This window comes from Mycobacterium sp. TH-M103 (assembly GCF_057473785.1).
This window is the reverse complement of record NZ_JBYCLG010000083.1, coordinates 1-12,756: the sequence shown is the minus strand read 5'-3', so window position 1 is coordinate 12,756 and position 12,756 is coordinate 1. Positions and strand designations below refer to the sequence as shown.

General features: G+C 69.5%; 8 protein-coding genes, 1 tRNA gene and 2 pseudogenes. 7 read left to right on the top strand and 4 right to left on the bottom strand.

Annotation, left to right across the window (positions count from 1 at the left end; all coding sequences use genetic code 11):
- Together AC2VOR_RS04850 and AC2VOR_RS04845 are read left to right on the top strand one after the other, a co-directional pair.
- On the top strand, nucleotides 1–1,661 hold a 1,661-nt coding region (locus tag AC2VOR_RS04850; RefSeq protein WP_486963290.1), incomplete at its 5' end, for an ATP-dependent DNA helicase UvrD2.
- Between the two features lie 332 nt (nucleotides 1,662–1,993).
- Nucleotides 1,994–2,266: a WhiB family transcriptional regulator gene (locus AC2VOR_RS04845; RefSeq protein WP_369740023.1), complete on the top strand. Its 273-nt coding sequence runs from the start codon at nucleotides 1,994–1,996 to the stop codon at nucleotides 2,264–2,266.
- Here AC2VOR_RS04845 and AC2VOR_RS04840 read toward each other — a convergent pair.
- Nucleotides 2,263–3,606 carry a macrolide-binding ATPase MABP-1 gene (locus tag AC2VOR_RS04840; protein WP_369740021.1) on the bottom strand — a complete coding sequence of 448 codons (1,344 nt, stop codon included), beginning with the start codon at nucleotides 3,604–3,606 and terminating at the stop codon, nucleotides 2,263–2,265. The genes AC2VOR_RS04845 and AC2VOR_RS04840 overlap by 4 nt on opposite strands.
- Before the next feature lie 138 nt (nucleotides 3,607–3,744).
- Here AC2VOR_RS04840 and AC2VOR_RS04835 point away from each other — a divergent pair, with 138 nt between their 5' ends.
- Nucleotides 3,745–3,918: a hypothetical protein gene (locus AC2VOR_RS04835; RefSeq protein ID WP_369740020.1), complete on the top strand. Its 174-nt coding sequence runs from the start codon at nucleotides 3,745–3,747 to the stop codon at nucleotides 3,916–3,918.
- A gap of 21 nt (nucleotides 3,919–3,939) precedes the next feature.
- On the opposite strand, the gene AC2VOR_RS04830 is transcribed toward AC2VOR_RS04835, so the two are convergent.
- Nucleotides 3,940–4,800 (bottom strand): cyclodehydratase, encoded by an 861-nt coding sequence (locus tag AC2VOR_RS04830; RefSeq protein ID WP_369740018.1) that lies wholly within the window; start codon nucleotides 4,798–4,800, stop codon nucleotides 3,940–3,942.
- Nucleotides 4,801–4,838: 38 nt separating this feature from the next.
- A complete protein-coding gene (locus AC2VOR_RS04825) occupies nucleotides 4,839–6,215 on the bottom strand; it encodes a zinc-dependent metalloprotease (protein WP_369740016.1) in 1,377 nt (458 codons plus the stop codon).
- Between the two features lie 78 nt (nucleotides 6,216–6,293).
- Between AC2VOR_RS04825 and AC2VOR_RS04820 the strand changes: the two genes are divergently transcribed.
- Nucleotides 6,294–7,316, top strand: a complete 1,023-nt coding sequence (locus tag AC2VOR_RS04820; protein ID WP_369740014.1) for a YlbL family protein — start codon at nucleotides 6,294–6,296, stop codon at nucleotides 7,314–7,316.
- A gap of 155 nt (nucleotides 7,317–7,471) precedes the next feature.
- Nucleotides 7,472–10,465, top strand: coding sequence for a UPF0182 family protein (locus tag AC2VOR_RS04815; RefSeq protein ID WP_369740013.1), 2,994 nt, complete (start codon nucleotides 7,472–7,474; stop codon nucleotides 10,463–10,465).
- Nucleotides 10,466–10,544: 79 nt separating this feature from the next.
- On the opposite strand, the pseudogene AC2VOR_RS04810 reads toward AC2VOR_RS04815, so the two are convergent.
- Nucleotides 10,545–11,481: pseudogene (locus AC2VOR_RS04810) on the bottom strand (GlxA family transcriptional regulator).
- Between the two features lie 156 nt (nucleotides 11,482–11,637).
- Here AC2VOR_RS04810 and AC2VOR_RS04805 point away from each other — a divergent pair.
- Together AC2VOR_RS04805 and AC2VOR_RS04800 are read left to right on the top strand one after the other, a co-directional pair.
- Nucleotides 11,638–12,280: pseudogene (locus AC2VOR_RS04805) on the top strand (HD domain-containing protein).
- Nucleotides 12,281–12,471: 191 nt separating this feature from the next.
- Nucleotides 12,472–12,548 (top strand) — tRNA-Met (locus tag AC2VOR_RS04800).
- The last annotated feature ends 208 nt before the right edge of the window (nucleotides 12,549–12,756 follow it).

The window sequence follows — 12,756 nt, the reverse complement described above, 5'->3', positions numbered from 1 at the left end:
CCGGCGAGATCGAGTGGGCCAAGGCCTCGCTGATCGGCCCCGAGGAGTACCCGGGCGCGGTGGCCGCCGCGGGCCGCGACACCCCGCTGGACGCCGCGCAGGTGGCGGCCGTGTACGCCGCCTACGAGGCGCTCAAGGTCCGCGACGAGACGGTCACGCTGCTCGATTTCGACGACCTGCTGCTGCACACCGCGGCGGCGATCGAGAACGACGCGGCCGTGGCCGAGGAGTTCCGCGACCGCTACCGCTGCTTCGTCGTCGATGAGTACCAGGACGTCACCCCGCTGCAGCAGCGGGTGCTGTCGGCCTGGCTGGGCGAGCGGGACGACCTGACCGTCGTCGGCGACGCCAACCAGACCATCTACTCGTTCACCGGGGCCTCGCCCCGCTTCCTCCTCGACTTCTCGCGGCGCTTTCCCGACGCCACGGTGGTGCGCCTGGAGCGTGACTACCGCTCGACCCCGCAGGTGGTGTCGCTGGCCAACCAAGTGATCGCCGCGGCCCGCGGCCGGGTCGCCGGCAGCAAGCTGCAGCTGACCGGTCAGCGCGCACCCGGCCCGGCCCCGTCGTTCCGCGAGCATCCCGACGAGCCCGCCGAGGCCGCCGCGGTCGCGGCGTCCATCTCGCGGCTGATCGAGGCCGGCACCGCCCCCGGCGAGATCGCCGTGCTGTACCGGGTCAACGCGCAGTCCGAGGTCTACGAGGAGGCGCTGACCGAGGCGGGCATCGCCTACCAGGTCCGCGGCGGCGAGGGGTTCTTCAACCGCCAGGAGGTCAAGCAGTCGCTGCTGGCGTTGCAGCGCGCGGCCGAACGCGGCTCCGAGGGCCCCCTGCCCGAGGTGGTGCGCGCCGTCCTGGATCCGCTGGGCCTGAGCGCCGAACCGCCGGCCGGCAGCAAGGCGCGGGACCGGTGGGACGCGCTGAACGCGCTGGCCGCGCTGGTCGACGACGAAGTGGCGCAGCGCCCGGAGCTGACGCTTCCGGCCCTGTTCGCCGAGCTCCGGACCCGCGCCGACGCGCGGCACCCGCCGCCGGTCCAGGGGGTCACGCTGGCCTCGCTGCACGCAGCCAAGGGTCTCGAGTGGGACGCGGTGTTCCTGGTCGGCCTGGCCGACGGCACGCTGCCGATCTCGCACGCGTTGGCGCGCGGGCCCGACAGCGAGGCCGTCGAGGAGGAGCGCCGGCTCCTGTACGTCGGCATCACCAGGGCGCGGGTGCATCTGGCGCTCAGCTGGGCGCTGGCGCGCAGCCCGGGCGGGCGTCAGGGCCGCAAGCCGTCGCGGTTCCTTAACGGCATCGCGCCGCAGGCCCGCGCCGACGCCGCTGCGCCGGCCAAGTCGCGGCGCGCCAAGGCGACGCCGACCCGCTGCCGGATCTGCAACAACAACCTGACCACCCCGGCGGCCGTCATGCTCTCGCGCTGCGAGACCTGTGCCGCCGACGTCGACGAGGACCTGTTGCTGCGGCTCAAGGCCTGGCGGCTGGACACCGCCAAGGAACAGAACGTGCCCGCCTACGTCGTCTTCACCGACAACACGCTGATCGCGATCGCCGAACTGCGGCCGGCGGACGAGGCGGCCCTGATCGCGATCCCCGGCATCGGCGCGCGCAAGCTCGAACAGTACGGACCCGACGTGCTGGCCATGGTGCGCGGCGGCTGACGGCCGAACCCGCAGCTAGAAAATCGATTGCGGTCGGTGCCGGCGGCCGTTTACCCTCAGTCAGGCACGACGAGAGGAGGGCGGCCGCGATGCTGACCATGCGTACCCTGCATGCCGCCCACGCCGCCGCGCCGGCGGCCCGGGGCAAGCAAGCCAAGCACCGCGCCGCCGCCGCGACTCGCCCGTCCGTGCACCGGGGTTCTCCCTAACCAGACCCCATCCCCTCGAGGCCACGGACCCGCAGTCACCAGGATCCGTGGCCACAGTTTTCTCGACTGTCCGCACTCTGGCCCGGATCACCAGCACCCCGACCAGAAAGCAGGTGAACGGACATGTCGGCAGCGACGGTCCCCAGACGGCCCCGCAGACAATCCCTGCCGTGTCACGCCGGCGATCCCGACCTCTGGTTCGCCGAGACCGCCGCCGACCTCGAGCGCGCCAAGACCCTGTGCGGCAGTTGCCCGCTGCGCCGCGAGTGCCTGGCCGCGGCCCTGGAGCGGGCCGAACCGTGGGGTGTGTGGGGCGGCGAGATCCTGCACCGCGGCGCGGTTGTGAGCTGCAAACGTCCGCGCGGGCGTCCCCGCAAGGATGAGGCCGCCGCCTAGACGACGGCGGTGTCGGGCTCGGCGAAGCCGGGGATCAGTTCCTCCGACAGCGCCTTGATCGGCACATGGGCGTCCAACTGGCACAGGATCGCCGACACCGACGCGATCACGCGCATCGGGATCGCGAGCTTGGGCGGCAGGTCCATCTGCCGAGCCGTCTTGATCTGCGACACCGACCGGTCGATCTGACTGTAGGTCATCTTCTGCAGCCACTTGCGGGTGTAGTGGAAGACGTCGACCTGCACGGGCTCGACGTACTGGCGCAGCATCTCGTCGATGTCGCGCACCGAAACCTGCTGGCCCTTCTGGATGAAGCCGACCTTTTCCATCGTGGGCAGCAGCAGGTCGTAGTTCTTGTCGCGCGCCAGCCGGATCGTCATCCCGAGTTCGATGGGATAGCCGCCGGGCAGCGGGGCGACGGCCCCGAAGTCGATGACGCCCATCCGGTTGTCGGGCAACAACATGAAGTTGCCCGGATGGGCGTCGCCGTGCAGCATGCCCAGCCGGCGCGGCGCGTCGAAGGTGAGTTCGAGTAGCCGGGTGCCGATCAGGTCGCGCTGCTCAGGGGTGCCGTGGCGGATGATCTCCGCCATCGGCAGGCCCTCGATCCACTCCTGGACCACCACCTTGGGGGCGCTGGCCACCACGTGCGGTATCGCGAACCGCGAGTGCCCCTGGTAGGCCTTGGCGAAGGCGCGCTGGTTGTCGGCCTCCAGCCGGTAGTCGAGTTCCATCTCGGTGCGCTCGATCAGTTCGTCGACGACACCCTGGACGTCGGCGCCGGGGGCGAGCTGTTTGACGACGCCGACCATGCGCTGCATGGTCTTGAGGTCGGCGCGCAGCGCCTCGTCGGCGCCGGGGTACTGGATCTTGACGGCCACCTCGCGGCCGTCCGACCACACCGCCTTGTGCACCTGGCCGATGCTGGCCGAGGCCACCGGCGTGTCGTTGAACGAACTGAACCGGTCCCGCCACTTGGTGCCCAGCTGGGCGTCGAGCACCCGGTGAACCTTGTGGGCGGGCAGCGGCGGGGCGTCCTTCTGCAGTTTGGTCAGGGCCTCGCGGTAGGGCTCGCCGTACTCCTCGGGGATCGCGGCTTCCATCACCGAGAGGGCCTGGCCCACTTTCATCGCGCCGCCCTTGAGTTCACCGAGAACGGTGAACAGCTGGTTGGCGGCCTTCTCCATCAGCTCGGCCTGGACCTCGTCCTTGGACTTGCCGGTCAGCCGCTTGCCGAAGCCGAGGGCTGCCCGGCCGGCGAAGCCGACCGGGATGCTGGCCAGCTTCGCGTTGCGCGCAGCACGGCCGCGTTTGATGTCTGCCACACACCTATCATCCACGACGGTCGGTCCCGCGGGGGTGTTGATCTCGCAACAACCCGGCGCCCGGCCGCCGGCGCCGGGCCGTAGGTTGTGCTGTGCAGGCCGCAGTCCCGCGACTGGGCGGCACTCGCATCCGAAGGGTGGACCGGGAAAGTCATGGCAGCAAAGCAGGCGCAGCACGACGCCGCCGAGGCCCTGTTCAGGGCGATCATCGAGGCGCTGGACAAGAACCGCAAAGAAGGGACGTTGACCTCGGCGGCGCTGGACGAGCTCGCCAGGGCGTACGCCTCGGTGGCGACGAACGTGCCGGAGCAGGGACGACTGGGGTAGCCGTCCCGGCCCGCCGCCGCGTCAGCAGGAGCACAGCGGATGCCTGCTCCACTGGCGCGCCACCAGGGCGCCGGCGGCGAGGTCGAATTCCAGCGTGGCGTTCAGCGCCTGCGGCGGGCCGGGGTCGGGTGCCGCCTGCAGGCCGCGGACCGCGGCGATCACGCGGTTGACCTGGCTGAGCGCCAGCGCCGCCGTGGCCAGCAGGGTCGGGCGGTCGGCGACCCCGACGGCGTCGCGCAACTGCGCGGCGATCGCCGGCCACGCCGCGTCTCGGTCGCGGCGGTGCAGGTCCGCGCAGCCCAGGCAGCTGGTCACCCCGGGGATGACCAGCGGCCCGACCAGCCCGATGCCGTCGCGCACGCGCACCGGCAGGTGCGGCACTTTCCGCTTGTGCAGCTCGCGCAGCATGCGCGGGTCGGCGACCAGGTAGTCCGCCAGCACGACCAGATCCACGGCGGCGCCCGACATCGCCGCGTGCGGCTGGCTGCTGTGCGCGATCCGGGCTCCGGAACAGCGCAGCGACTCCACCAGCAGGTCCGACAGGGGCCCCCGGCCGTGCACTCGGATCGTCGCCGTCCGGCCGTCGGGCCGCCGGCATTCGGTGGCGACGCCGGCGCCCACGAGTTGCGCCACCAGGCCGGTCAGCCCGTCGGGATCGTCCAGCCCGCGCTCGAGGGCCTGGCGCTGCAGCTCGGGCAGCGGCGTCGGTGATCGCATGGACAGCAGCAGCTCGGCGAGGTCCGTGGCGGCCAGCCCGGCCGGCGGCTGGATCAGGACGGCGCGGCGGGGGTCCCAGCCCACCTGGACCGCACCATCGGGCCGCAGTAACACCGGCATCGCCGGGTCCAGCGCGTAACGGGCGGAAGCCAGCACCGGGGACATGAGTCGAGACTGTGCCACGCCGGGCGCGGCGGCCCCACTCAGTTGTCCACAGGACCGCCGTCGGCGTCGCTGTCCTTCTCGAACTGGGCGAGCGCCTCGTCGATGCCGCTGGTGTCCCCGCCGATGATCCGGTCGATGAACCCGGCCGGCTCGTCGAGGTCCTCGGCGGAGGGCAACAGGTCCGGGTGCTGCCAGATGGCGTCGCGGGCGTCGGCGCCCACTGCCTGCGTCAGGCGCTCCCACAACGCGGCGGCCTCCCGCAGCTTGCGGGGCCGCAGTTCCAGGCCGACCAGCGTCGCGAACGTCTGCTCGGCCGGGCCGCCGCTGGCCCGGCGGCGGCGCAGCGTCTCCGAGAGCGCGGCCGTGCCCGGGATCCGGTCGCCCAGCGCCGCGGTCACCACCACCTGCACCCACCCCTCGATCAGCGCCAGCAGCGTCTCGAGGCGTTCCAGCGCCTGCTTCTGGGCCGGTGTCGCCTTGGGCTCGAAGACACCCTGGCCGAGCAGATTCTCGATAGCCGCGGGATCCGCCAGCGACGCCGGGTCGAAGTTGCGCGCCAGGTCCTCGATTCCGCTCATGTCGATCTGCATGCCGCGCGCGTAGGCCTCGACCGCGCCCAGCAACTGGCTGGCCAGCCACGGCACGTGGCTGAACAGCCGATGGTGCGCGGCCTCGCGGGCCGCCAGGAACGTCAGGATCTCGCTGCGCGGCTGCTCGAGCCCCTTGGTGAACTCTTCGACGGCCTCCGGCATGATCGCGGCCACGCCTTTGGGTCCCAGCGGCAGACCGATGTCGGTGGAGGTCAGCACCTCGCGGGACAGCCGGCCCAGCGCCTGGCCCAGCTGCGAACCGAACGCCATGCCGCCCATCTGGGACATCATCGCCAGCAGCGGTCCCGCCATGCTCTTGGCTTCCTCGGGCAGCGAGGACGCCCACACCGACGAGATCTGCTCGGCCATCGGATCGCACAGCCGCTTCCAGGTTTCCAGGGTGTTGTCCACCCAGTCGCTCGGCGACCAACCCACCGCCTTGCCGGTGCCGGCGGGCAGCGCCGTGGCCCCGTCCAGCCAGGTCTCGGCCAGGTGGACCGCGTCCGCGATTGCCGCGTTCGTCGTGGCGGGGACCGGGGCGGCGAACCCGATCGAGCTGGCGGCGACCCGGCGCGCCAGTTCGTAGTTGACCGGGCCCGAGGTTTTGCCCCCGGCCATGACGGTGCCCGCGCTGTTGAACATCTGACCTAGTTGGGTGAAGAGCTGGCCCAGGTCGCCCATGCCGAAATCGCCGCCGAAGCCGAACGCGCCGAACGGGTCGGAGGCGCCCGACCCGGAATCGGGGTCCTTCTTCCTGTCGCGGTCGGGATCGTCTCCCGACGAGAAGCCGAAAGGCAGGTCAGCCATGACCCCAACGGTACTCATCACCGGCTCGCAACGTGGGATCCCGGGTCACGCTCGTAGCTGAAAGAGACCCACGCGGGCCCGTCTAGTGTGATCGGCGTGAATAGGCGGATTCTGACCTTGACGGTCGCGCTGGCGCCGGTCGTGGTGTTCGGGTTGCTGCTGGCGGTGGTGACGGTCCCGTTCGTGGCGCTGGGGCCCGGGCCCACTTTCGACACGCTCGGCGAGGTGGACGGCAAGCAGGTGGTGCAGATTCAGGGCGCCCTCACCCACCCCACGACTGGGCACCTCAACATGACGACAGTGTCGCAGCGCGACGATCTGTCGTTGGGAGAGGCTCTGACGCTGTGGCTTTCGGGGCAGGAACAGTTGGTGCCGCGCGACGTCGTCTACCCGCCGGGCAAGTCGCGCGAAGAGGTGGACAAGGACAACGACGCCGATTTCAAGCAGTCCGAGCAGAGCGCCGAGTACGCCGCGCTGGGGTATCTGAAGTACCCGTCCGCGGTCACCGTCGCGAAGGTCAGCGATCCCGGCCCCTCGGCGGGCAAGCTGAAGCCCGGCGACGCGGTCGACGCCGTCGACGGCGTCCCGGTGGCCGACGTCGAGGCGTTCACCGGATTCTTGAAGCGCACCAAACCCGGCCAGGTCGTGACGATCGACTTCCGCCGCAAGAACGAGCCGGCCGGCGTGGCCCAGATCACCCTCGGCGCCAACAAGGATCGCGACTACGGCTTCATGGGTGTTGCCGTGCTCGATGCGCCGTGGGCGCCGTTCAAGGTGACCTTCAACCTGGCCAACATCGGGGGGCCGTCCGCGGGGCTGATGTTCAGCCTGGCGGTGGTCGACAAGCTCACCACCGGGGAGTTGGCCGGCTCGAAGTTCATCGCCGGGACGGGCACCATCTCCGTCGACGGCAAGGTGGGGCAGATCGGCGGCATCACGCACAAGATGGTCGCCGCGCATGAGGCCGGTGCCACGGTCTTTTTGGTGCCCGCGAAAAACTGCTACGAGGCGAGTTCGGACAACGCGACCGGCATGCGCCTGGTCAAGGTCGACACGCTCAGCGAGGCGGTCGACGCCCTGCACACGATCACCGCGGGGGGACAGCCGCCGGCGTGCTAGCGGGCAGCCCCCGACGACGCGGGCCGCGCGGAAGTGCAGGTGCGTACAGTTGTGACCGTCTAGACAAATCCGTGGAAACACAGCTAACTGCCAGGAACTGTCCAAGCGGGATGGGGTCGGCCACCCGCCGGCCGAGTCGATCAGGAGCGTAGCCAGTGGGGATGCGGCCCACCGCAAGAATGCCGAAGCTGACCCGGCGCAGCCGGATTCTGATCATGATCGCTCTGGGCGTGATCGCCCTGCTGCTCGCGGGCCCGCGACTGATCGACGCGTACGTCGACTGGCTGTGGTTCGGCGAGCTGGGCTACCGTTCGGTGTTTTCCACCGTGCTGGTCACCCGCCTGGTGGTGTTCCTCGTCGCCAGTCTGCTCGTTGGTGGCATCGTGTTCGGCGGGCTGGCGCTGGCCTACCGGACCCGCCCGGTGTTCGTCCCGAGCAACGAGGGCGACCCGGTGGCGCGCTACCGCACCGTGGTGGTGTCCCGGCTGCGCCTGGTCGGCATCGGGGTGCCCGTCGCGATCGGGCTGCTGGCCGGCATCGTCGCGCAGAGCTACTGGGTGCGCATCCAGCTGTTCCTGCACGGCGGCGACTTCGGCATCAGGGACCCGCAGTTCGGCAAGGACCTCGGCTTCTACGCGTTCGAACTGCCGTTCTACCGGCTGGTGCTCAGCTACCTGTTCGTCGCGGTGTTCCTGGCGTTCGTGGCGAACGTGCTGGTGCATTACCTGTTCGGCGGGATCCGGCTGTCGGGCCGCAGCGGCGCGCTGAGCCGCTCGGCGCGCATCCAGTTGGTCAGCCTGGTCGGGACGCTGGTGTTGCTCAAGGCCGTCGCGTACTGGCTGGATCGCTACGAGTTGCTGTCGCACACCCGCGGCGGTAAGCCGTTCACCGGTGCCGGCTACACCGACATCAACGCCGTGCTGCCGGCGAAGCTGATCCTGATGGCGATCGCGCTGATCTGCGCCGCCGCGGTGTTCTCCGCGATCACGTTCCGGGACTTGCGCATTCCGGCCATCGGCCTGGTGTTGTTGCTGCTGTCGTCGTTGATCGTGGGTGCCGGTTGGCCGTTGATCGTCGAGCAGATCAGCGTCCGACCCAATGCGGCGCAGAAGGAAAGCGAGTACATCAGCCGCAGCATCACCGCGACGCGCCAGGCGTACGGCCTGACCTCCGATGTCGTGACGTACCGCAACTACTCCGGCGACGCCAGGGCCACCGCCCAGCAGGTCGCCTCCGACCGCGCGACCACGTCGAACATCCGGCTTCTGGATCCCACGATCGTCAGCCCCGCGTTCACCCAGTTCGAGCAGGGCAAGAACTTCTACTACTTTCCCGACCAGCTGTCCGTCGACCGCTACATCGACCACACCGGCGCGCTGCGCGACTATGTGGTCGCGGCCCGGGAGCTCAACCCGGACCGGCTGATCGACAACCAGCGGGACTGGATCAACCGGCACACCGTCTACACCCACGGCAACGGGTTCATCGCCTCGCCGGCCAACACGGTGCGCGGCATCGCCAACGACCCCAACCAGAACGGTGGCTACCCGGAGTTCCTGGTCAACGTCGTCGGCGCCAACGGCGCCGTGATATCCGACGGGCCCGCCCCGCTGGACCAGCCGCGCATCTACTTCGGACCGGTGATCGCCAACACGTCCGCCGACTACGCGATCGTCGGTCGCAACGGGGCGGACCGCGAATACGACTACGAGACCAGTAACGAGACCAAGAACTACACCTACACCGGCCTCGGCGGAGTGCCGATCGGCAGCTGGCTTTCCCGCAGCGTGTTCGCCGCCAAGTTCGCCGAGCGGAACTTCTTGTTCTCCAATGTGATCGGCTCCAACAGCAAAATCCTGTTCAACCGCGACCCGGCGGCACGCGTCGAGGCGGTGGCGCCGTGGCTGACCACCGACAGCGCGGTGTACCCGGCGGTGGTCAACAAGCGGCTGGTGTGGATCATCGACGGCTACACCACGCTGGACAACTACCCGTACTCTCAGCTCACCTCGTTGGAGTCGGCCACCGCCGACTCCAACGAGGTGGCGTTCAACCGACTCGGACCCGACAAGCAGGTCTCCTACATCCGGAACTCGGTGAAGGCCACCGTCGATGCCTACGACGGCACCGTCACGCTGTACCAGCACGACGAGAACGACCCGGTGCTGAAGGCCTGGATGCGGGTGTTTCCCGGCACCGTCAAGCCCAAGAGCGAGATCACCCCCGAGCTCGCCGACCACCTGCGCTACCCCGAGGACCTCTTCAAGGTGCAGCGCATGCTGCTGGCCAAGTACCACGTCAACGACCCCGTGACGTTCTTCTCCACCTCGGATTTCTGGGATGTGCCGCTGGATCCGAACCCCACCGCCAGCAGCTACCAGCCGCCGTTCTACATCGTTGCGAAAAATATTGCCAAGAACGACAATTCGGCGTCATACCAGTTGACGAGCGCGATGAACCGGTTCAAGCGCGATTATCTGGCGGCCTACATCAGCGCCAGCTCCGACCCCGCCACCTACGGCAAGATCACGGTGCTGACCATCCCCGGGCAGGTCAACGGACCCAAGCTGGCCAACAACGCGATCACTACCGACCCGGTGGTGTCCCAGGACCTCGGCGTGATCGGGCGCGACAACCAGAACCGGATCCGCTGGGGCAACCTGTTGACGCTGCCGATCGGCCAGGGCGGGCTGATGTACGTCGAACCGGTCTACGCATCGCCGGGCGCCAGCGACGCCGCCTCGTCGTACCCGCGACTCATCCGGGTGGCGATGATGTACAACGACAAGATCGGCTACGGCCCCACGGTCGGCGATGCGCTGACCGGATTGTTCGGACCCGGTGCGGCCGCGGCCGCGACTGGGATACAGCCCACCGAAAACGGCGGCGCCGCAAGCCCTCCCGCAAGTCAGCCGGCCCCGGCGGGGACGCCCGGGTCGCCGGGTTCGGCCCCCTCGCCGCCGCAGGCGGTGCCGCCGGCCCCGGACGGGTCGGTGGCCCTGTCCCCGGCGAAGGCTGCCGCCCTGCAGGACATCCAGACGGCGCTCAGCGCGGTCAAGGACGCCCAGAAGAAGGGTGACTTCGCCGCCTATGGCGCGGCGCTGCAGCGCCTCGACGACGCGATCACCAAGTACAACAACGCCAAATAGGTCCCAGGGCAGGCAGTTGCGGGAACGCCCGTTGAGCTGCATGTCCTCCGGCAGCCGGTAGCCGCGGACCACGCCGTCGTCAGCTGCGCGCCGCGGTGCGGAACCCGTCGCGGTAGGCCTTCGGGCTGATGCCCAGGTGGCTGAGGAAAACGCGCCGCAAGGTTTCGGTGCTGCCGAAGCCGCCCATGCGGGCGGTCTCGGTGACGCTGCGGCCGGATTCCATTGCCGCGCAGGCGATGTCGATGCGCACCCATTCGACGTAGCGGGCCGGGGTCATGCCGAGCTCGGACTGGAACTGCCGGGTGCTCAGGTTGGCCCGGGATGCGAGCTTGCCCACACTGTGGTCGGCGCCGGGGTCGGCGGTGATCGCATCGGTCACCGCCCGCAGCGCGGACCCCGGCGGCGGGTCCGCCTCGACCAGGACGGAGAATTGTGATTGCCCGCCGGTGCGTTTGAGGTACACCACCAGCGACCGCGCCACCGAGCGGACCAGCTCGGTGCCGTGGTCCATCTCGACCAGCGCCAGGGCCAGGCGTCGATGCCCGACGACACGCCCGCCGAGGTGAAGACGTCGCCGTCGCGGACGAAGATCGCGTCGGGTTCCACCCCCACCTCGGGGAACGCGCGCGCCATGCGTGCGGTGTGGCGCCAGTGCGTGGTGGCGCGCTTGCCGTCCAGCAGCCCCGCCTGCGCCAGGACGAACGAGCCCGTGCACACCGACGCGAGCCGCCGCGTCCGCTCGCGCAGCGCCTGCACCAGCGCGGGGTCGATCGGATGGGAGATCAGTTCGTCGCTGCCCGCCACGACGACGGCGTCGGCCGCCTCGATCGACGAAACATCGCCGGTGACATAGAGTTTCGTGCCGATCGAGGTTCGCACGTCGCGGCCGTCGACGGAGACGATCTGCAGCGAGTACCGCGCCCGAACCGGTTGGCCTCGGCGAACACCTCGGCCGGGCCCACCGCGTCGAGCAGCTTGACGCCGTCGACGACGACGACCACCACCACCCGGGGGATCGTGTCGGCATCCGCCACCCGCTCATCGTGTCGCCTCGGCCAAGCCGGCACAAGACGGTCGTGTCGCAATCTGTGGGGTGGACGGCTCAATGGCCGGGGCCGGATCGGCGCGGTGCGCGGCACACTGATCGCACGCGAACCGAAGGAGATCCGATCATGGCCATCCGGGCGGCCGAAACCATTGCCGGCGTCGCCGTGCCCGACACCCCGTGACGTCACCGACTTCGTCCGCGCCGCCGAGGACGACCTGCTGTTCGACCATTCCCGGCGGGTGTTCCTGTTCGGGGCGCTGCAGGGGCTTCGCCGCGGGCTGCACCCGGACCTGGAGTTGCTCTACGTGGGGGCGATGTTTCACGACCTGGGCCTGACCGCGGGGTACCGCGGATCCACGTTGCGGTTCGAGGTGGACGGCGCCAACGCGGCCCGGGACTTTCTGCTGGAGCGCGGCATCGACAAGGCCGACGCCGACAAGGTCTGGCTGAGCATCGCCTTACACACGAGTCCCGGCATCCCGGAGTTCATGGGGCCCGAGATCGCCTTGGTGACAGCCGGGGTCGAAACCGACGTGCTGGGCATCGGCCGCGACGACCTGTCCCCGGACGCTCTCGACGCGGTCACCGCCGCACATCCACGCCCGAACTTCAAGCGGCGCATCGTCGGTGCCTTCAACGACGGCATGAAGCATCGCCCGCACAGCACCTTCGGCACCGTCAACGCCGACGTCCTGGCGCACTTCGATCCCGCGTTCGTGCGCGAGGACTTCGTCGAGACCATCCTGCGCAACTCCTGGCCGGAGTAGCGGCTCGCGTTGCAGCAGCCCGGTGTCGCCGGCTCTCGTGATCGGTGAGCGCGCCGCCGAGGTGCCGCCTGTGACGCGCCGCCGAGCGAGCCGCGACGCCAGGCCACGCGACCCGGGTGCCCGCCGCCCCGGCGTTCGCGCCTGGCGATTTGGCGGCAGTGACACGCGTTCGGTAACCTTGCATTCACCAACGCGGGGTGGAGCAGCTCGGTAGCTCGCTGGGCTCATAACCCAGAGGTCGCAGGTTCGAATCCTGTCCCCGCTACCAGAGGAAATGGCCCCCGGCGACTTCTCCGGGGGCCATTTTCATGCGTGTTGGCCACGCATTTGGCCACATCATCATTTGCTGTTCCTTCCTAATCGGTCCGTGTTTTTGCTGTTAGTCCGAAGTTACGACTGCTTTCGGGCGTTATCTGATTGTTGAACTGGGTAGATGGTTTTGAACCGGCGTAGATATGTAGTCAGAATATGCGGCG

What these genes read in the sequence shown, in the direction of transcription:
- AC2VOR_RS04845 (WP_369740023.1), top strand. Translation starts at nt 1,994, where the DNA reads ATGTCGGCAGCGACGGTCCCCAGACGGCCCCGCAGACAATCCCTGCCG.
- AC2VOR_RS04830 (WP_369740018.1), bottom strand. Translation starts at nt 4,800, where the DNA reads ATGTCCCCGGTGCTGGCTTCCGCCCGTTACGCGCTGGACCCGGCGATG.
- AC2VOR_RS04835 (WP_369740020.1), top strand. Translation starts at nt 3,745, where the DNA reads ATGGCAGCAAAGCAGGCGCAGCACGACGCCGCCGAGGCCCTGTTCAGG.
- AC2VOR_RS04825 (WP_369740016.1), bottom strand. Translation starts at nt 6,215, where the DNA reads ATGAGTACCGTTGGGGTCATGGCTGACCTGCCTTTCGGCTTCTCGTCG.